This window comes from Methylobacterium fujisawaense (genome assembly GCF_039619325.1).
Classification (GTDB): domain Bacteria; phylum Pseudomonadota; class Alphaproteobacteria; order Rhizobiales; family Beijerinckiaceae; genus Methylobacterium; species Methylobacterium fujisawaense.
The window spans coordinates 1-18,522 of the sequence record NZ_CP155004.1 but is presented as its reverse complement, the minus strand read 5'-3'; the positions used below and the strand labels follow the sequence as shown (position 1 = coordinate 18,522).

Annotated in this window: 21 protein-coding genes and 1 pseudogene; 10 read left to right on the top strand and 12 right to left on the bottom strand. The window is 67.9% G+C overall.

The features are described 5' to 3' along the window. Window positions 1-73: 73 nt before the first annotated feature. The 3 genes from ABC766_RS32510 to ABC766_RS32500 all read right to left on the bottom strand — a co-directional run bounded on the left by ABC766_RS32510 (window position 74) and on the right by ABC766_RS32500 (window position 2,741). Complete coding sequence (locus tag ABC766_RS32510; protein WP_043388287.1) at window positions 74-1,750, bottom strand: NRAMP family divalent metal transporter; 1,677 nt, start codon at window positions 1,748-1,750, stop codon at window positions 74-76. Window positions 1,751-1,772: 22 nt separating this feature from the next. Continuing rightward, window positions 1,773-2,258 carry a phosphoribosyl-ATP diphosphatase gene (hisE, locus tag ABC766_RS32505; protein ID WP_051976331.1) on the bottom strand — a complete coding sequence of 162 codons (486 nt, stop codon included), beginning with the start codon at window positions 2,256-2,258 and terminating at the stop codon, window positions 1,773-1,775. 258 nt (window positions 2,259-2,516) lie between these two features. Then, entirely contained in the window at window positions 2,517-2,741 is a 225-nt protein-coding gene (locus ABC766_RS32500) for a hypothetical protein (protein ID WP_043388285.1), read from the bottom strand. Between the two features lie 344 nt (window positions 2,742-3,085). Between ABC766_RS32500 and ABC766_RS32495 the strand changes: the two genes are divergently transcribed. After that, window positions 3,086-3,412, top strand: coding sequence for a metal/formaldehyde-sensitive transcriptional repressor (locus tag ABC766_RS32495; RefSeq protein WP_053622404.1), 327 nt, complete (start codon window positions 3,086-3,088; stop codon window positions 3,410-3,412). Window positions 3,413-3,823: 411 nt separating this feature from the next. Here the strand turns inward: ABC766_RS32495 and ABC766_RS32490 are convergent. Further along, a pseudogene (locus ABC766_RS32490) lies at window positions 3,824-3,994 on the bottom strand (aldo/keto reductase); the annotation flags it as partial. Window positions 3,995-4,025: 31 nt separating this feature from the next. On the opposite strand from ABC766_RS32490, the gene ABC766_RS32485 reads away from it, so the two are divergent. Both ABC766_RS32485 and ABC766_RS32480 read left to right on the top strand, forming a co-directional pair. Beyond that, a complete protein-coding gene (locus tag ABC766_RS32485) occupies window positions 4,026-4,244 on the top strand; it encodes a TetR/AcrR family transcriptional regulator (protein WP_306423994.1) in 219 nt (72 codons plus the stop codon). Next, window positions 4,245-4,655 (top strand): TetR family transcriptional regulator C-terminal domain-containing protein, encoded by a 411-nt coding sequence (locus tag ABC766_RS32480; RefSeq protein WP_238247135.1) that lies wholly within the window; start codon window positions 4,245-4,247, stop codon window positions 4,653-4,655. It abuts the gene before it with no gap. Between the two features lie 166 nt (window positions 4,656-4,821). Here the strand turns inward: ABC766_RS32480 and ABC766_RS32475 are convergent, their stop codons facing one another. Next, the gene (locus ABC766_RS32475; RefSeq protein ID WP_051976340.1) at window positions 4,822-5,190 is read right to left on the bottom strand and encodes a hypothetical protein; all 369 of its coding nucleotides are present in this window, start codon (window positions 5,188-5,190) and stop codon (window positions 4,822-4,824) included. Beyond that, a complete protein-coding gene (locus tag ABC766_RS32470; RefSeq protein WP_043388460.1) occupies window positions 5,190-5,879 on the bottom strand; it encodes a ParA family protein in 690 nt (229 codons plus the stop codon). The genes ABC766_RS32475 and ABC766_RS32470 overlap by 1 nt, the downstream gene beginning before the upstream one ends. 851 nt (window positions 5,880-6,730) lie before the next feature. Between ABC766_RS32470 and ABC766_RS32465 the strand changes: the two genes are divergently transcribed. Both ABC766_RS32465 and ABC766_RS32460 read left to right on the top strand, forming a co-directional pair. Continuing rightward, a complete protein-coding gene (locus tag ABC766_RS32465) occupies window positions 6,731-7,549 on the top strand; it encodes a GntR family transcriptional regulator (RefSeq protein ID WP_053622403.1) in 819 nt (272 codons plus the stop codon). Window positions 7,550-7,724: 175 nt separating this feature from the next. Further along, complete coding sequence (locus ABC766_RS32460) at window positions 7,725-8,153, top strand: hypothetical protein (protein ID WP_053608552.1); 429 nt, start codon at window positions 7,725-7,727, stop codon at window positions 8,151-8,153. Between the two features lie 63 nt (window positions 8,154-8,216). Here the strand turns inward: ABC766_RS32460 and mobF are convergent, their stop codons facing one another. After that, on the bottom strand, window positions 8,217-11,162 hold the full coding sequence (gene mobF, locus ABC766_RS32455; protein WP_345822935.1) for a MobF family relaxase: 2,946 nt from the start codon (window positions 11,160-11,162) through the stop codon (window positions 8,217-8,219). Then, on the bottom strand, window positions 11,162-11,455 hold the full coding sequence (locus ABC766_RS32450; protein ID WP_043388352.1) for a hypothetical protein: 294 nt from the start codon (window positions 11,453-11,455) through the stop codon (window positions 11,162-11,164). Before ABC766_RS32450 ends, mobF begins: the two co-directional genes overlap by 1 nt. 271 nt (window positions 11,456-11,726) lie before the next feature. Between ABC766_RS32450 and ABC766_RS32445 the strand changes: the two genes are divergently transcribed. Genes ABC766_RS32445 through ABC766_RS32435 form a run of 3 tightly spaced genes read left to right on the top strand, consistent with a single transcriptional unit; the run spans window position 11,727 to window position 13,633 of the window. After that, the gene (locus ABC766_RS32445) at window positions 11,727-12,239 is read left to right on the top strand and encodes a hypothetical protein (protein WP_043388350.1); all 513 of its coding nucleotides are present in this window, start codon (window positions 11,727-11,729) and stop codon (window positions 12,237-12,239) included. A gap of 4 nt (window positions 12,240-12,243) precedes the next feature. Then, window positions 12,244-13,050, top strand: a complete 807-nt coding sequence (locus ABC766_RS32440) for a hypothetical protein (RefSeq protein WP_043388347.1) — start codon at window positions 12,244-12,246, stop codon at window positions 13,048-13,050. After that, complete coding sequence (locus ABC766_RS32435; protein ID WP_043388345.1) at window positions 13,034-13,633, top strand: hypothetical protein; 600 nt, start codon at window positions 13,034-13,036, stop codon at window positions 13,631-13,633. Before ABC766_RS32440 ends, ABC766_RS32435 begins: the two co-directional genes overlap by 17 nt. 164 nt (window positions 13,634-13,797) lie before the next feature. Here ABC766_RS32435 and ABC766_RS32430 read toward each other — a convergent pair whose 3' ends face one another. From ABC766_RS32430 to ABC766_RS32415, 4 genes are all read right to left on the bottom strand, one after another. Then, window positions 13,798-15,480, bottom strand: coding sequence for a type IV secretory system conjugative DNA transfer family protein (locus tag ABC766_RS32430; RefSeq protein ID WP_059409751.1), 1,683 nt, complete (start codon window positions 15,478-15,480; stop codon window positions 13,798-13,800). A 114-nt stretch (window positions 15,481-15,594) separates the two neighbouring features. Further along, window positions 15,595-16,212 carry a hypothetical protein gene (locus tag ABC766_RS32425; RefSeq protein WP_133250946.1) on the bottom strand — a complete coding sequence of 206 codons (618 nt, stop codon included), beginning with the start codon at window positions 16,210-16,212 and terminating at the stop codon, window positions 15,595-15,597. Then, on the bottom strand, window positions 16,205-16,462 hold the full coding sequence (locus ABC766_RS32420; RefSeq protein ID WP_043388532.1) for a hypothetical protein: 258 nt from the start codon (window positions 16,460-16,462) through the stop codon (window positions 16,205-16,207). Before ABC766_RS32420 ends, ABC766_RS32425 begins: the two co-directional genes overlap by 8 nt. A gap of 387 nt (window positions 16,463-16,849) precedes the next feature. After that, window positions 16,850-17,446 (bottom strand): recombinase family protein, encoded by a 597-nt coding sequence (locus ABC766_RS32415; RefSeq protein WP_059409752.1) that lies wholly within the window; start codon window positions 17,444-17,446, stop codon window positions 16,850-16,852. Between the two features lie 264 nt (window positions 17,447-17,710). On the opposite strand from ABC766_RS32415, the gene ABC766_RS32410 reads away from it, so the two are divergent. Next, window positions 17,711-17,953, top strand: coding sequence for an AbrB/MazE/SpoVT family DNA-binding domain-containing protein (locus ABC766_RS32410; protein ID WP_043388476.1), 243 nt, complete (start codon window positions 17,711-17,713; stop codon window positions 17,951-17,953). Continuing rightward, entirely contained in the window at window positions 17,950-18,339 is a 390-nt protein-coding gene (locus ABC766_RS32405; RefSeq protein WP_043388473.1) for a PIN domain-containing protein, read from the top strand. The genes ABC766_RS32410 and ABC766_RS32405 overlap by 4 nt, the downstream gene beginning before the upstream one ends. The last annotated feature ends 183 nt before the right edge of the window (window positions 18,340-18,522 follow it).

Below are 18,522 nucleotides of genomic sequence, written 5' to 3'. Positions count from 1 at the left end.
GGCCAGGTCCGACCTGAGCCACCGGAGCAGGCCGGCTCGGACGGCGGCCGGGATGAAGCGCCGCCGCACCGGTCTAGCCCTCGCCGCCGAGGGCGAGGCCGACGATGCGCATCAGGACGAGGCCGCCAGCGACGACGAGGTAGGCGCGCAGCACCACCATCCACACGCGCGCCGGCAGCGACAGCTTGGCGAGCGGGAGCTGATCCAGCGGCGGCATCCGCCAGCGCTCGCGCGGCAAGGTTGCCCGGTCGCCGGCCGCGGGATCGACGGCCAACCCGTCGGCGCACGTGCGCCGACGCAGGAGCGCGAGCGCGCCCGCGGTGACCAGCGCGACGAGGCTGCCGCCGACGAGCACGCCGACGATGACGGTCTCGTTCGTGGCGTCCGGGAACAGGACGGACGCGGTCAGGATCAGCGAGAGCATCACAAGCACGGAGATCACCGCGCCGGTGAACAGGTTCATCGCGCGCCCGTTCACCCACGGCCCGAGCACGGCCCTGTCGTTGCACAGCAGGAGCAGGAACACGCTGGCGCTGGGCAGGAGCACGCCGGCCAGCGTCTGCACGGCGTTGGTGAGCAGGCCGAGCGGCGTGCCGGGCGTCAGCACCAACCCTGCGGCCAGTGCAATCAGTCCGGAGTAGACCAGGAAGAAGCCCTTGGCCTCGCCGGGTTTGCGATGCAGCGAGTGCCGCAGGGCGAGGACGTCGCCGATGGCGTAGGCGGTAGCCAGCGACACGGCGGCCGCACCGATGATGCTGGCGTCGATGAGCGCGAGCGCGAACAGCACCGCCGGCACCGGGCCGACATACCGCTCCAGCCCGGCTGCGACCCCGCCCGCGTCACCGAAATTGCCGAACTCGGGCCTTCCGGCGAAGGTCGCGGCGCAGAAGGCCATCATCGCTACCGCGCCGACGATGACGAGCACGATGCCGAGGCAGAGATCGACCTTCTCGTAGCGCATGAAGCGCGGCGTGATCCGCTTGTCGATGACGTAGCTCTGCTGGAAGAACAGCTGCCAGGGCGCCACCGTGGTGCCGACGATGGCGATGATCAGCAGCATCACCTCCGAGAGCTTGGCGCCCGCGGGGAGCCGCGGCACGAGGAAGTCCCGGGCGATCTGGCCTACCGGCGGGTGCACGATCAGCACCACGGGCACGAGCAGGAGGCTGCCGGCGACGAGCGCCAGCGCGAAGCGTTCGAAGCGGCGGAAGTCGCCGGTGCTCGCGGCCGCGATCACGAGGATTGCAGCTGCGAGCACGCCCCAGAGCTTTGGCACACCGAGATAATCGAGGCCGAGGCTGATGCCGATGAACTCGGTGACGAGCGTCAGGGCGTTGAGGAGGAACAGGTCGATGACGCTGAACGCGCCCCAGAACCCGCCGAACCGCTCTAGGATGAGGCGGGCGTGCCCGACGCCCGTGACCGCGCCGAGGCGCAGCACCATCTCCTGGTTTACGAACAGGACCGGGATCAGCAGCGCCAGCGTCCACAGCAGCGCCGTGCCGTAGTTCTGGCCGGCCTGGGTGTAGGTGCCGAAGGCGCCGGCATCGTTGTCGCCGACCATGACGATGAGCCCGGGACCGAGGATCGCCAGGAGCGTCTTGAGGCGCGCCCCCCAGCCGATCCGGGGTGCGTGATCGCCCTCGGCGATGGTGCCGAGCGCGCCGCGAATGTCGCCGCGATGGGCCTCGTCCAAGACGGCCGTGGCGGGAAGGCTGGACGCGTCGAGCGCCGAGGTGTGAGCGGTCATAGGTGTCGTCCGACGCCGAGGATCAGGTGAAATCGTCGGCGGCGCGAACGCCGCCCGCTTCAGAGCTGCCCTTGGGCAGCTTCTCGGCGATGCCGAAGCGCTCGGCACGCCGGTACATCTCGGCCCAGATCTCGTCCGGGGCGATGCCGCACTCGCGCCAGAGCACGACGAGGTGGTAGAGCAGATCGGCGCTCTCGCGCACGGTGGCGCGAGCGTGCTGGCGCGACGCCTCGAGTGCGACCTCGCCCGCCTCCTCGATCAGCTTCTGCGCCATGCGCTTGGCGCCGGCCGCGAGCAGTCGCGCCGTGCGCGGATTGGTCTGCGGGGAGACCAGATCGAGCGCGGCGTAGAGCCTGGCGATCTCATCGGGCCCTGTCGCGCGGACACCCTCGGGCGCGCCGGGACAGGACGGAGCAAGCCGGCCTCCCGGGTCGGCATCGTCATCCGCCGCCGCAAAGGACGGCACGCCGCGACGCGGCGGCAGGGGATCGCGGACGAGAGAAACCATGCATGATGACTCCGAGCTTGGGTCGCGTGCGACCGGCTGGGCTCGGGCAAGGCATTCCGGTGCGGTTCAGGCCGCTCGCGAGGAGAGGTTGTCGCGCCAGATGACGCCGTGCTCGCGATCCGAGCCGGGGCGGGTGTGGGAGATCCGTCGGTCGCGCGCGCGACTGGGAGGCTCCACAGTGGATGAAGATCGGCCTGTCATGGTGCTTTCACAGCGCGGAGCCGCCGATACCTCAGCGGGTATCGGCGGCTTGTCGGATCAGCGGGGTGCGAGTTGCCAGGCGCAGACGAGACGATCCGCTTCGTCGCGTCGCCAGACGGCGACGACGTGATCGCCCGCCCACTTGGCCGGTGCCAACGTGTCACCGGTGACGGGACGCGTCGATGTGGGAGCGGCCGGGCTGGCGCCGCTGCGCCGCTGAGGGAAGAGCCCGGACCGCAGCGCGTAGGGCAGCGCGGGCGCGAGGGCGTGGACGAAAGCCATGGTCACCTCCTGTTCGTCGGGTGGTTGCGGATGCGACCCGAGAGGAGGTTTGAGCGCCAGCTGACGAAGCTGGCGAGACGAGGTCTTGCCGGCTCAGACCGTCAGATGATGGCGCTCCGCTCCGCGCGGGTCGACCATCCCCCGCCGGCGCGAGCCCGCACCGGACGGTGCGCGGCCTTCACCGATGGAGGATGAGGGTCTAGATCGAGGGTTCATCGGTCCCGAGGCGTTGACATCGGACCCGGCGCACGGCCGGATACCTGACCGGGTATGGTGACGAGGCTGACGGCTGTCAAGCCGGGTTCTTTGGAAAAGTTCTAAAACTGGCAGGTCGGACGAATTCGATGGCGAGACGGGATGACAGTGTCGACGCGGGATCACAGGCTCGGAGTGACACGCACGTACTGCGGGACAAGCGCGGGTTGGTGAACCGGGTGCGGCGCCTGCGCGGTCAGGTCGACGCCATCGAGCGCGCCTTGCAGGGCGAGTCGAGCTGCTCCGATCTTCTGCAGCGCATCACCGCCGCACGGGGTGCGATCAATGGTCTGATGGCCGAGGTTCTGGAGGAACATGTCCGTGAGTATCTGATCCCGCAGGCCAACTTGCCCGAGGAGACGCGCGAGGACGCCGGCGAGGAATTGATCGAGATCATTCATTCGTACTTGACTTAAATGACGTAAGTATTTTGTAATTTGAATAATAACTCCAAGAGGCATCGTTGTTCAAAAAACACTCAATATCAATTAAATAATTTCATGTATCATTGCCTCAGCGAGATGTATTAAGAGAGTTGTCAGGACGCGGTTGCGCTCCTCCGGGGTCTTCCTTACGAGGTTGGCGTCACTGTTCAGATGCTCCCCGCCAAGAGTTTTGGAAGTCGACATCTAACTGAAGTTGACTGTGGTGTAGATAGGCGTCGAAGGATGAAGCCGCGCAAAGCAGATGTAATCCATTATGGAAGCTAAGAAATTTGTACCGAAGGTGGGGCACGATCGTGCCCCACCTTCGGTACAAATTTTAATTTAAGAGCAATGACTTAAAGTGACCTGAGAGAGCGGTCAGCCTTTGAGGCTCTTTCACACATAGACATCGGCAGTGTCGACGAAGTTGCCACCCGCGTCCACGTAGGCGTCGAACACCGCCCGGCTGTCTGCCTCGTTCGAGCCCCAAGGCGCAGTGCCGAAGGTCATCGTGCTCAGCGCGAGGGGGCTCACGGCGAGGTCAGAGCGGCCCAAGGTGCGGTTGTCGGTCAGCTACATTGCTTAAATTTTCGTATTGTTTGATATGAAACCAATCGACCCAACATCCAGGCGCAAGACCGGCCGCCCGCTTTCATTCGACCCAGATGCTGCCCTGCTCCCGGCCATGCTGCTGTTCTGGCGCTACGGCTATGAGGCCACCTCCCTTGCCGAGCTTACGCGGGCGATGGGGGTTACACCGCCGAGCATCTACGTCGCCTACGGCGACAAGAAGGGGCTGTTCCGATCTGCGGTCCGGCGCTAATTGGCGCAGCCGCAGTCGCCCATTGACGTGATCGCGGAGGCACCCACCGCCGAGGCAGCCGCGCGCACGCTGATTAACGGCGCAGCGATGGCGTTCACCCGCACGGACACGCCGGCGGGGTGCCTGCTGGCCAGCTCGGCGATCGCGGTCTCGGCCGAGGCTGAGGATGTCAAAGAGGAATTGGCCGCGATCCGTCGGGAGATCGAAGCCGCGTTGCGCGACAAGATCGCCGCCGGCATCGACGCGGGAGACGTCCCGGGCACGGCGGATCCGACGGCGCTGGCAGCTTTCGTCATAACGGCGATCCAGGGACTGTCCACCCTGGCGCGCGACGGCGGGAGCCGCGCGAAGCTCCAGCAGGTGGCGAAATTGGCCATGCTCGTTTGGCCATCACCACGATCTCACGCTTGAGAGCTCAACGCTCCGTAAGCTGCCCTTATGCGCATGACAACGAACCAGCTTGGCTTGGCCTTCCAGACCTTGATTGTGCCCTGTGTGGGAGGCGCCGTGGGTCTTCCTGGCAGCTGTCTGGTTTCTTTTGGCTTCCTATTCGGTGCCCGATAGGCTTTTGAGAAGGTCATTTCCTTTTGTGGGCGGCCTCGTAGGCTTCAAGCGCTCTTTCCAGCAGCTCGCCAAGCACCAAGCGGTGTTCGTCGGCTAGGCGGGTGAAGCGCTGGGCGGTCTCTTCCGTCACCTTGAGGCTGAGCTGTTTGTTGCGGCCGGTGCGGTAGCGGCGCTGTTCGACCTTGGCCAATGCCGGCTTCGCCTTCTCGCGTGGGGCGGACTCGCGGCTGGGGAAACCTTCCGCTTCGGAGACGGCACGAATTGCCTCGACCGGCGGCTTCGGCTGCTGGGCAGCGCGTGGCGTGGGCTTGAAGTCGTCCAGTCCACCGAGGTCGAGCTTGCCGAGCGGATCGGTGCGTTCAGGCTTGGGCTGGCCGGGCATCACGCAACCTCCTTGGCCTGCTCGCGCTTGTCGCGCAGGCGCTGCACAATCTCCGCGGCGTACTCGGCCGCGTTGTTGATCGCCACGGTCGTGTTGGCGACCCCCTTCCCTGCTAGGCCCTGCAGCGTGCCACCATAGGAGAACATGGCACGGTAGGCCTCACGGTCGCACAAGCGGGTTTTCAGGACCGGGATCGCGCGCTCGTCGAAGCTCTGCAAGATGTGCTTGAGGGTGTGGGGCATGATCGCGGGATTCGTGCGCGTGATCAGCACCGTGTAGGGAATGGCCCTCCCCCCGCGCTTCTCCGTCCGCTTGATGAGCCCGATCTGACGGGCAGCCTGCGAGGCGTCGAACTGCGAGCCTTGGACGGGGATCACAACTAGGTCGGACATCGAGATTGCGTGGCTGACCATGAGGCTCGCCAAGCCCTCCAGATCCACGATCACGAAGGCGGTCATGCTGGCCGCCTCCTCGATCTTGTCCATGATCGTCTCTTCCGTCGCGCCGCCTACGACCTGAAGGGTGGCGGGCAGGCCCGGCAGCTGCGCCCATTCTTGGACGAACTGATTGGGGTCGGCGTCGATGATGGTTACGGTCGCTCCCTGCTCCGCCAGCATGCTGGCGAGGATGCAGGCAGCCGTGGTTTTGCCGGCACCGCCCTTAGGCGATGAGAACGTGATGACAGGCATAGACACCTCGTTAGAAGCTGTCAGGCACCGGGAAGCTGCCGGGCAGCCGTTAGGTGCCGGGAAGCTGTCGGAAAGCCATCCGGTTCCGGGAAGCTTCCAGCTCTGCGGTAAAAGCCACCTTAACCCGGCGACACCCTGTTTATAACCAGAAAGCTGTCAGATAGCCATTCTCTTTCGGAAAGCTGTCTGGATCCTGGCGTATGTCTGACTGAACGGCGCTAGGCGCCCTCCCCGGTATTCGTATGAGGGTATCAGACAGCTGTCAGACAGCTGATTGGTTTCCACTAAATACTAAACCTTGGCCGTTTTGTCCTACAAAGCGAGCGAGTCTTATTCCCCGGCTCAACCGGGCCGAATTTTCGGCCGAGATGGTGCGCGCCACCGCCAAAACCGTCGCGGCGGTCACCGCCTGGCCGCGTGCTCTCGCCTCGCCGGAGGGGCACGCGCGCTACGTTCATCGAATAAGGAGAAGTGCCTACCGGAATATGGGGTGGTTCAGGACGGCAGGAAAAAGGTCATCAGCCACCCGCAACGTTGACTTAGCCGTGCCGCCCGGTCGACATGGGCTGTCATGGCCGTGCTCGCCCAAGCGAGTCGTGAGCCAGCCATTCAGGAGAGCAATCGCCGCAGTAGGACCCTGAAAAGCCAAAGGCCCCACCCCGGCAAGGGTGAGGCCTTCGAAATCGAGATGGCCTGTGAGGCACAACAGCATCCCTCACAAGCCATAAAGCGCCCTCAGGCGTCAAGTCGGAACCCCGGTTCCGGCAACGATATCGGCTTGTCTTGAACGGAGCGCACAGCTTGCGCCGCCAAACGTCCCCCTGTGGCCCTATGGAAAAGGGCCAAGACACGTGTTTGCCGAAAAAATCCGCTGCGCGATCGAGGCGGCTGACCGAATCACCCTTCCGTCCGTGACGGCGCTGCTCTGGCGCGCTTACGGCGAAGGGCACGTCACGGAGACCGAGGCCGAGACCCTGTCCGGGCTGATCGAGGCGCGCACGGACGCGCCCGCGGCTCGTCGGCTACCGGCGGGTCTACGACCCAGCCCTGAGGCTGCAATCGCGCCCACGTTCCAGGACGGCGCAGGAGCACCCAGGAGGGCCGTCGGCTCACGCCCGCGCACGGAGGCCTCGCTGGAGCGCCGCCGCCGCTGGGCGGCTTCGGGAAGGCTGCCGCCGGGGTTAGCGGCCCAGTTCACCCTGGCCGAGCAGGCGGTGCTGGCCCTGGTGGCCACGGAAACCTCAAAACGAGGCGATTGCCGACTGGCCGTGGGGCAGCTCGCGGCGATCGCGGGCGTGGCCGAGACTACCGTCCGCAACGCCCTGCGCGAGGCCAAGAGACTCGGGCTCGTCACCGTCGAGGAGCGGCGGGTGACGGGCTTCAGGAACGACACCAACGTCGTGCGCATCGTCTCGCCCGAGTGGCAGGCGTGGATGCGGCTGGCGCGCAAGCCGGGCAGAGAACTCTCGGGTGCTGAGGATCACCGGGCCACGCTGAGCGATGGGGGAGGGTGCAAATCCGCGAAGCGCACGAGTACTGGAGTTCTCATCCTGTCAGAATCGGGGAAAACGGAACCGTCGAAGGGCTGTCGGGGGGCAGCGGTCGACCTCGACCGGAGCGGGCACACGCGAATCCGCGCGGGTCGTGGCACGGGCCGAGCCATGCGCTGAGGGTCTGAGCTCGTGCGGTCTAACGAACGCCGCCCTCTCCTCGGGAGACGGGCAGGGCTTCTTCGGCCTCAAGCCCATCAGGCCCCCACCGACCGAATGCCATCCCCGCCCAGACCCCTGTGCGGACGACCCGTCTCGCTCTACGGTCACGCTTCGATCCCGTATCCCGATCCCCATGCCGATCCGGCCCGAGCACCGCTTCTTCTACCCGATCGACTGGCCCCAGCTCTCGGCCGTAATCCGGTTCGGGCGCGCTCAGGGACGCTGCGAGGGCTGCGGGCGACCGCACGGGCGGACGGTAGTCCACCTCGGCGACGGGCGATGGTGGGATGCGGACGCGGCCTCCTGGCGCGACAGGCGCGGGCGGCGGGTGCGCGTCCAGCCCGGTGCTGTGGACGTCCTCAGGACCGTGCGCCGGACCCGGGTGGTTCTGGCCGCGGCCCATCGCGACCACGACACCGCCAACAACGCCGATGCCAATCTCGCCGCCTTCTGCCAGCGCTGCCATATCATCCACGATCGGCCCGAACACCGCCGACGCCGCTGGACGACCCTGTTTCGCCGCAAGGCGCTCGGCGACCTGTTCCGCGGACCCTACGCCTGAGCGCAGGCGGCCTGGATCAGTGCGGCACGGATCCGGATCGGTCGCGGACCACAGGAATGGAGCTCATCGCTCGATACCGACGTCGCGATCGCGCGGCGGCACCGAGCTGGGGCGGCCGAGGTGGCGGGCGAACCGCATGACCAGGGCGCGCGTCACCGGCGCCGACGCGCGGCTCAGGCGGCGCCCGCAGGCGTCGACCAAGCGCCAAGCGGGCACAATCAGGCAATCCACCCCGAGCCACGCCACGGCCTCGCGCAGAGCCCGGGCCGCGCGGATCGCTCGGCGCACGTCGACGCCCGGGCTGACCCGCTCTGTCAGTCCGAGCAGCCCGTCGCGCACGAACGCCACCCGGTCAGCGGTGTAGTCGACCACGTTGGCCTTCTCGCGGTAGGTCCGTGCCTCCCGGAACAGCCGTTCCAGCACCAGCGTGTCGGTCGCCGGCACGCGCGCATCCGCCTGCCGCTGCCGACACAGGGCGTCGAGCCGGTCGCGCTCGACCACCACCCGCGCATCGTGCCGGTGGCGGGTCAGCCCGACATACACCTCGCGCGCGTCCGTGCTGGCCCCGAGGTACACCACCGCCGCGCAACAGGTTCGGCCCTGCGCCGCGTAAGTTGTACCTGCGTAGGCGTGTACGATCTTGGGTTGTGATGATCGGCGGCCGAAGCGTGGCTCCCGCGTCAGCTGCTCCCAGGCCGTGTCGAGCGCGCGCCCGTCCTCCAGCCGCAGCCGTAGGCGCGGTCCCGCGTCCGGATCGGTGGTGATCGCCTCAACCCGGGCGCGGTTGCCGTTGCGCAGGCCCAAGTGCGGCAGGCTCTCGCCGAACCGCAGGACGTCGCCGATCGCGAGCGCCAGCGGTACGACCTCATCGGCGCGGTTGCGCGACGGCAGCGCGACTACGTCGGGTCCGAGCTGTCCTTCCGCCCGCAGCACGGCCCGCGCCCGCGCGTTCAGCGCCGCCGCATCGGCATTGCGCCGGGTCACAATCAGCGCGTCGCCTTTATGGACCACGCGCTGCTCGGACCAGAGCGCGATCACCCGGGCGTGAGCCGCCTCGGCTCCGGAGATCAGCTCGACCCGGTCGTTGGCGGCGTAGGCGCGCAGACCCGCCTCGGCATCGCCGCGCGCCATCACCACCGAGGCGGCACGCTGCCAATCCACCGTCTGCCGGCGGACGTGTTCGAGCACGGCCGAGCGTCCGACCACCTCGGCGACCGCCCGCAGCGCGCTGGCGCCCCCGACCGAGGCGAGCTGACGCCGGTCGCCGATCAGCACCACTTTGGCCCCGGCCGCCTGCGCCGCGCTCAGCACGGCTTCCAGGTCACGGGTTGATACCATCCCGGCCTCGTCGACCAGCACCAGGGTGTCGGCGCCGAATGCCGGCGAGGGATCGGGGTGAGGCGCGGGGTCCGGATCCGTCGCCCGAGTCCGATCGTGGCGCCAGCGCGCGATCGCCTGCGCCAGGATCCCGGTGGAGCGCGCGAGCTCGTCGGCGGCGACCCAGGATGGTGCCAAGCCGACGACGCGCAATCCAGAGTCGTGGGCCGCGGCCACCAGGGCTGCGGCCGTGGTCGTCTTACCTGTGCCCGCGCCGGCCTGGAGCAGAGACACCCCATCCGGACCGGCAGCATGGCGCACGGCCTCGCCCTGTTCGGGGCTGAGATGGCCCGCCCGCGCAAGGGCCGCTTCGACCGCCTCGGGGGTGATCCAGATCCGCTCCAGCGGGCGGTCGGCGGCGCGCAGCATCGCGGCCTCGCAGGCGGCGATGCCCGGGCTGGTCCAGCACGCGTGGGCGCCCGGCACCCTCTCGGCGGCGCTCAGTGGCAGCAGCGTGCCGTCCCGCTCCAGGCGGGCGAGCTCCGCCTCCACGGCATCGACCCCGAGTCCCTGCACGCCAGCGAGCTCCAGAGCGCGCTGGAGCAGGTCCTTGCGCGTCACCACACTCTCGTGCCGAAACAACGCCGAGGCGGCGCGCGTGACCGGGCTGTCGCCGGGGATCTCGGGCTGATCGAACGGGGGGTCGCGTTCCGTCTCACGCGCGGCGGCCATCGCGATGGCGGGGTCGCGCTCGGGATGGCGCGCGGCATCCCACGGATCGAGCGCGCAGACGGCGAGCTCCTCGCGCCAGCGCGCCTCCAGCTCGGCGCCGGTCGGCAGCTCGTGCTTGCCGCGGCGCGTGGCGAGCGCGGCGATCTCGCGCTGGGCGCTGGTGGCGCCGGCCCCGGCGTAGTTGAGGATCTGCTCCGAGCGTTTGGAGAAGGCCGCCAGCACCGCCTCGGGCGGGCCGGCGATCTCCCACTGCCCGCGCCCGGCCTCGCGGTAGCGCAGGCCGAAACGGCGATGCAGGTCCTCGGCCAAGGCAGCGCGATACGCGGCACCCACGCAAATCTGGTAAGCGTAGAGTTGTTCGACCTCGATGGTCAGATGTGTCTGTGATTTGTAACGTCCGGATCCAGATTTAGGCGGCGCACCGGCAGCGTTGATGAAGACACAGTGCGTATGGATATTTGGATCGCCTTCTCGGGTCGTGTAATGATCGAAGCGGCCGACGATGATGTCACTCGGCCGGTGCCGTTCGACGCCGCCCGCACCGGTTCGGACGGTGACCAGTCCCTCCGCCGCCACGAAGGCGAGCGCCCGCTCGACGGCGGCGCGGTGGGCGGCCTCGATCGCGGCGCGCTGCTCGGGCGTGCCGGCCATCCAGAGGACGGAGACGGATTTCCCGGGGGTCAGGGTGCAATCCTGTCCGGCCCAGTGGCCTGGACCGGCGCCGCGGACCAGCGGCTTGCCGGTTCCGGGATGGAACCCCGCGCACAGGTCGCGGAACGAGCTCGCGTCGATCGCCGCGCCGTGGCGCACGACGCTCTCACCGCTGCTCCACCACACCCCGCCGCGGTCCGCGAGGTAGTACTCGTCGCGCCGGTCCGGCCTGGCTTCGCGCTCGCTGTCATTGGTGTAGTATAGCCCGGCCTCGGCCCCGGCGCCGAGGCGGTGCAGCGAGGCGGTCATCAGGCCAGATCCGGGCCGCCAGTGCCCTTGCGATAGCGGCAGATCTGGGACAGGTCGATGCCGGTCGACGGGGCCCCGAGCTCACCGACGGCCTGTGCCATGTCGAGGATCGCGGCGTCGACCTGTTCCATGCGCTCGATCAGGACACGGTGGCGGATCGCCACCTCCAGGGCTTGAGCGACGCAGTCGGCCGCCAGGCTCTCGGAGGCCCAGCCGCGCTCGGCCGCGGCGGCGCTCAACCGGGCGGCGAGGGATGCCTCCAGCGTGATCGTGAGCTTGACCTGATCGGCCATCGGCGTACCTGCTGCGTGCGGATCCGGACGGCAGCCCTGGCACGGTCGCGACGGCCTGGCGAGGCTCGCATGGCCGCGCGGTTAACGCTTCACCACTTCAGTGCGTGTGGTGTGATACCCCTCCCCTTGCCGTACACGCTACCGTATCGCTGCCGTCCTCAGCCGTAGCCTGCCGTCCGCTGCCGGACCTTAACGTCGGCTTGCCGTCGCCCCCGGCATTCGCGCGATCGGCTGCACGCCCTGGCAAGCCCCGCCTTGCTAGGGCGTCGCCATGGCCCAGCGCCCCCGCCTCGACCTACGCCGCCTCGCCCGCGACGCCGCCGCCACCCCCGACAGCCGCCGCAAGGCCGGTGCGCCGGGTGGTCGGCCCGCCACGGGCTTGATGGACATCGTGCGCGACCACCTCGACGCTCTGGTCGCCCTCCAGGCCGGCGGCTTGACCTGGGACGCGGTCGCGGCCGGGCTCACGGCGCAGGGCTTCACCACCGCCGCCGGCGAGCCGATCACCGGGCGCAACCTCACCGGCGTCATCTCCAGCGTGCGCCGGCAGGCCGCCGCCCGCGCCTCCAGGACGGCGGCGCGGGCGGCTCGCCCCGACCGCGCGGATCCCGCACCGTCGCCCGCGGCCTCGACCGGTTCCAGGTCACGGCCGACACGGCTCGCCCCGGAGCTGCGCTCGGGCAGCGATACACCGGACCCCGCGCCTACAGACGCACCGCTCACCGAGGCGGAGATCCGCCAGATGCAGGCCGAGCGGCACGCCCACCTGTTCAAGAAGGACTGACCTCATGCCCCGCGTCCTCCTCGTCGCCCAGGAAACCGGCGGCGTCGGCAAGTCAACTGTGACCCGCGGCCTCGCCGAGGCGGTGCCGGATGCCCCGATCCTGGAGATCGAGTCGGTGCACCGTCTGACCGAGTTCAAGGCCGCGACGGCCGCGAATGAGCCGGGCAGCGTGCAGCACTTCCTCATGCGCGCCTCGCGCGAGGCGATCGACGCCAGCGGCGGCAAGGCGGCGCGTGCCGAGTTCGACGACGTGATCAACGCGCTCTTCGAGGTCGCGACCCCCACGCTGGTGGACATCGGCGCCAACACCTCGGCGTCTCTGCTGGGGGTCCTGACGCACGAGGCACCGGCGCTGCGCGAGGCCGGGATCGAGCTCGGGCTCGTGGTGGTGGTCGCCGCCGAGGCCGGCGCGCTCGCCGACGGCGGCGCGCTGCTGCACGCGGCCAAGGACTGGGCGGGCGCCCGCTTCGTCGTGGCCAACGCGGTGCGGGGCGCCGTCGATCCGGCCCTGCTCAAGCGGGTAGCCGGCGACGCGGTGGTCACGCACCTGCGCCAATTCGAGCTGGAGGACAGGACGCGCGAGGTGCTGGCGGCAGGTCAGCTGCGCGGCGTCAGTCGGCTCGACCGGGCGGGCTTGGTCAAGCAGACCTCGCAGGCGCAGGCCGGACGGATGCTGCGCGATCTGACCGCGTTCCGCCTCGCCGTGATGGAGGCGGTCAAGCCGGCAGCCCTCTGGCTGGTCGAAGAAGCGCCGGTTCCGGCTCGGGCCGGTACGCCGGCAGGGGGGAGCAAGCGTGCCCGCAACGCCTGAGGACGTGCACGCCCGCCTCACGCGGGCTGATCGCGCCGCGCGCGAGGCTGCGGCCGGGTTCGAGCGGGACAGCCGCGCCGCGCTCACCCGGCTGAAGACGCGCCCGATCCACGAGCGGTTTGCGGCGTTGGAAGAGGGCGCAGTACAGCTCCTGCCCGAACATCGGCGCGAGCTCCTGCTCTCCATCCGTGACCGGTCCGACGCTGTGGGGCCGGGCGCCCGGCCCGCTCCTGGCCACGCCAGCCGCATCGCGGTCTGGCGCGGGCGCCTGCCGTTCCGCGTACGCCGGCTCACCCGTGACGCCCTGCTCGCGCTCTGTCTCCTGCTCGCGCTGCTCCTAGCCTATCGCCGCACGCCGATCTCCTGGGTCGAGGTTCGGAGCGACCGGGATGTGGCCATCGCCTGGGTCATGCCGGACGGGCGACCCGCCGGGGATCGCCTCGTGGCGGGCCGCGCCTACGCGCTGATGCGGGACGCCGACGGCATGGCCGAGCTGCGCGACTGGCGCCCTGGTGAGGGCTATGCCGCGACGCGTGTGCCATCTGATTGGCTGCGGACCCGCTCCGGACCGGCCTCACGCTGAGGTCCGTATCCCTCGATCGGTTGCGGCTCACCTCGGGCATGTGGCGTTCCGGCGGTCCGGCGCCGCTGGGTGGATCCGCCCTGCCAACCGCGGCGGCCGCGTTTTCCACCCTCGACCGAGGCGCGTCCGGCTGGCGCTCGCGCCTGCGTGGCGGCGTCCCCGGCTCAGCGCGCCCGGCCGACCGGCGGCACGGCGGTGATCAGCTTGCGAAAGCGCGGGTCGGTGTGCGCGACCGTCTTCTTCAGGCGCAGCGGATGGCGGGTCTGGCCGCCGCTGTTGGGAAACACCAGGAGCTCGTCGCCCGGCATCGCGATCAGCGCCTCCTTGGTCATCAAGCGCGCGCCCTGCGAGGCCCGGGTCGTGGACGGGCTGCCCTTGGCGTCGCCGGTCGGGGCCGTCCGGGTCTCGACGAAGGCGGTGTAGTCGCCGATCGCCCGCGACCAGCGCTCGGTCTCGTCCGGATCGACGGCCGGGACGTCGAAGACGGTGACGACCTCGGCGGTGTTGAGCAGCACGTCAGCCCCGGCCTCGCCGTAGAGCCCGACGAGCTGGGCGCGATCCTGCCACATCGTCCACAGGCTGGCGCCGTAGCCCGGCAACTCGCCCGCCGCGGTCAGCAGCGCGTCGAACCGGCCGAGCACCGCGGCCTCGTCGACGAAGATCATCAACCGCTCGGCCGGGCGGTGGCGACGCACCGAAGCGAAAAGGTCGGACAGCAGCCAGCGCAGGAACGGGGCTAGCACCGCCTTGTACTCGGTCGGCACCGCCACGAACAGGTCGACGGCGCCGGTGGACAGCTCCGATAGCTGGAAGGTCGAGTCGCCGACGAGGTCGCGCAGGCGCCGGTCGGCCAGCCACTGGAACGCCTGTAGGGCGGTGGATTTGATCGGGTCCTTGGTCTTCGGATCGGCCTGCAGGATCTCCATGGCGGCGTAGGCCGCGGGCTCGGGCCAGTGGGTGACGTACTGTTGCAGGAGGCCATGGAAGCGGGCCTCGTCGGTGAGCAGATCCTGGACCTCCACGACCGTGCACGCCTCCGGCTGGCGCAGGGCGACCAACAGCGCGCCGGTGATCAGGTCGACGGCCCGATTGCGGAAGTAGGCGGAGGCCTCGCCGTCACCGGTGGCCTCGGGCAGAAGGGCCAGGGCGGTGCTCTGAAGGTAGAGGACGTCGTCCGGGTCGCGGCCCTGGAGCGGGTTCCAGTGGTCGGTGCCGCCGGCCAGACCCATGGGGTCGAGGCAGATGACGCGGCGCCCGAGCGCCCGGCGCCGTGCGGCGACGGAGCGGTAGACCTCCCCCTTGGGATCGAACACGACCGCGGGTCCGCCCCAGCCCTGAGGTTCGGGAAAGGCGAGATTGGGGATGAGCAAGCCCGACGTCTTGCCCTTGCGCGGCGGCGCGATGGTGACGAGCGTGCCTTGCACGGCGAGGCGCACGGCACGGCCGGTCTCCGGGTCGCGGCCGAGTTCGAGCCCGCCGCGCAGGCGGCCGCGCTCGGTCGCGGTGGCGAAGCGGGCCGAGCCGAACAGGTCGGAGGTGTCCCGCTTCTGTTCGGGCTTGGCGCGCCGTAGTAGCGCGGCGCCAAACAGGATCAGGAGGGGCGAGAAGGCGATGAGTGGGGCTAGCGACCAGCCGCCATTCGCGAATTCGGGCGCGCGACCGATCAGCATGAGGTACGGCATCGCGAGCGCGTCACCGGCATGCGGGGAGAATAGGGCCCCGAACCAGGCACCGGGGCGCGTCACCTCTGCGGGCCAATACGCTGGGTCGAGCCCGTTCTGGATCAAACCGGCGACTGGGTAGGCCAGGAGCACGGTCGCGAGGAAGGCTGAGAAGATCAGGCGCATTGCGGATCAGTCACGAGGAAAGTAGGCAGCATCGCTGCAAGCACAGCTTGCCCCTCTGTCTCACTTGAAGTTCGACGACGGCATGTCCTCGCGGACCAAAAAGCTTGGAAGAAATTATCTATAATCTAGAGAGGCTAATTTTTCGAGACTTATTTTTTCTTTCAGCCAGGCAGCATTGAGTTGTTCTAGCCACATGGGACGATGACGAGTCCTGAGATCATCAAATCTTAGATGCATCGATGCGACCTCCGGATCGTTCAGAAAGGCCGCCTCGCACAGTGCGGCAAGACCATCAGCATCGAGGGCGTCGAACGCGTGGAGCACACGTGTGGCCAACTTGCGCTGCTCGGTGAGATCCGTCTCGGATCCTCCCAACTGCGCGAGGCGGACCTGACGACCCGCGTAGCGTGACACCGCCTCGTTGATACATGTCGTGACTGCGATGCTGGCGAAAGAATTCGGATTGTAGGCCAACATCTGAACCTGATGCCACGTGGGCAGCAGCACGATCCCGTCTCTTGCAAAGGCCTCCAGTTGCTCAGGTTGCGGCACCGCAAGCCGGTTGTTCTCGAACCAGCGCGTGTCGGGCTGGTGAACCTGGAGTACGGTGTAGGTCGTCGAGCCCATCCGCCGGGCGAAAGCGTTTGCCGCAGCGACCCACTGAGGATGGCGTGCGTCGTCGATGAGGATGATGTCGCGCCCGGTCCTCGCCGGCATTGTCTGTTCAGGCATGACCCTGCACCTGCGGCTTGAGCACGACTACGCCCCGCGTCCGAAAGAGCATTTCGTCGGCCTCTGTCCAGATGGCCCCAAAGCCGCTCAGATCCTGGCCGGGACGTGCCGACACCACGTTATAGTTCGGGCGCACAAGACCAAGCTCGGACGCCCAGCGGGCCTCGGCCTGCCGCACGTCGGGGTGAATCTCTGTATTGACGATAAGCAAGTCCTTGAAAAGCGCTCTCAGCAGCGCGTCCTTGTCCATGGGAGACATAACGATCCTTGCACCCGATCTATATGAACGATGACAGTCGCAATAGAAGGATCGTGTTTCTGAAGCGGCTGGTAAATCGGTAAAATTGATACGATTTGCTCAGTTCACATAAGCTTCGAAGAGATATAAGTATTAACCAAGGTATCCTCTTCAGATGCGCGTCGCCCATCGCCTCACATATTGCTCAGGATGTAGAAAACCTGCCGCCTGCGAGGTTGACGGCATTTGAGAGCGCATCAAGGTAGTGGGAGGCCCTCGGGCGGTCCTCTGGTGTTATCTTGATCGTTATTTGGCATTGATCCTCGGCGTCTCTGTCGCTCTGTATCGAGGGAAACCGGTGATGTGTGAACCCAATGCCGGGCGCCGTGCCGCGTCCACTTAGGTCGCCACGACAGCAGGCATCGTAGATTGGCGCTCCAGGGTCCGGTAGACGGTCGGCCGTGAGACTGAAAACAGCTCGGCCAAGTCGCTGATCGCGTAGTCGCCTGTGTCGTACATCCGGCGCAGCTCCTTCTGCTGGCGATCCGAGAGCTTAGGCTTCTTGCCCCGCAGCTTCCCCTTGGCGCGTGCCATCGCCATGCCCTCGCGCGTGCGCAGCCGGATCAGGTCCGCCTCGAACTCGGCAAACGTCGCCAGGATGTTGAAGAACAGCTTGCCCATCGGGTCGGACGGGTCGTGCACGCTGGCGCCGAGCTGGAGCCTCACACCCCGTTCCGCGAGCGCGTCGCCAATCGCGCGCGCGTCCGGCACCGATCGGGCCAGCCGGTCGAGCTTGGGTACTACTAGGGTATCGCCACTCCGGACCGCGGCCAGCGCTTGGTCGAGGCCCGGGCGTGCCCGGTTCGTCCCCGTGAAGCCCTTGTCAGTGTAGATGCGGTCAGTCGCCACCCCGAGCTGGAACAGCGCGTGGCGCTGGGCAGCGAGGTCCTGCTTGTCGGTCGAGCAGCGGGCATAGCCGATCAGCACATGCGTCATGAGCGGGACTGTAACGTACAGGGTCCCCTCACCGCAATTTTTATCGTACCAACCTATTGAGACAGCGTCCGCGCAGACGGATTGATCCTTTGCGAGCGGATCTTCCGAGCGTCCGTTGACCGATCCCCTTGCGGACATAGCTAAGCGGCACCACACGTCCAGAGTGATCCAGCATCGCGACGCCATGACGTCAGTCGCTTACCCTGGCGTGAACTGGTATTTTTGGCGTACATTGGTTTGCATGGCAGACAGTAGAGGCGTCCCATGAGAGCCAAGGTGATGCCCGATGGGCGCGTGAGCCTGCCGGCCGATCTCCGCAAGCGGCATGGCCTCATTCACGGAGGCGAGGTCATCGTCGAGGATTTGGGCGACGCCATCGTGCTGCGGACGCTCGATCAGGTCGTCGCCCGGGCACAGGCTCTGAGCCGCAGGCTGATCGGCGACAAGGCAGGCGCGTCCGTGGCGGACTTCCTCGCCGACCGGGCCCGTGAGGCCGAGGCCGAATGACGAGCTTCGTCCTCGACGCGTCCGCGCTGCTTGCCCTGCTGCTGGCTGAGCCGGGAGCGGATCGGGTGAAGGCCGGGCTCGACGGGTCTGTCATGACGATCGTCAATCTGGCCGAAGTAGTCAGCCACTACGCCAAGCTCGGGGCTGCACGCCCTGATATCGAAGCGCTGTTGCGCCCCTTGCCGATCCGGTGGGCCGCCGTCGATGCCGCGCTGTCGTACGAGGCCGGCATGCTGCGTCCGCTCACGGTTGCGGGTGGTCTGTCGCTCGGGGATCGCTACTGCTTGGCCCTTGCCAAACGTGAAGGTCGGCCAGCGCTTACGGCGGAGCGGCGCTGGTCGACGATCGCCGAGGCAGCTGGTGTCGTGGTCGAGATGATCCGCTGAGGGCTGCGCGGAAGGACCAGGTCGACGGCGGAGATGCGCGCGAAGCCGACGCGCATGTCGGGATCGTGCCAAACCGGCGTTTGCCCGCCAATAGAAAAGCCGACACGTTTTTCCGACACAACCGGGGTTGTTTCGAGCGACTAGCGTGTGACCTTCAGCGATAAATGGCAGTGTTTTTGGAGC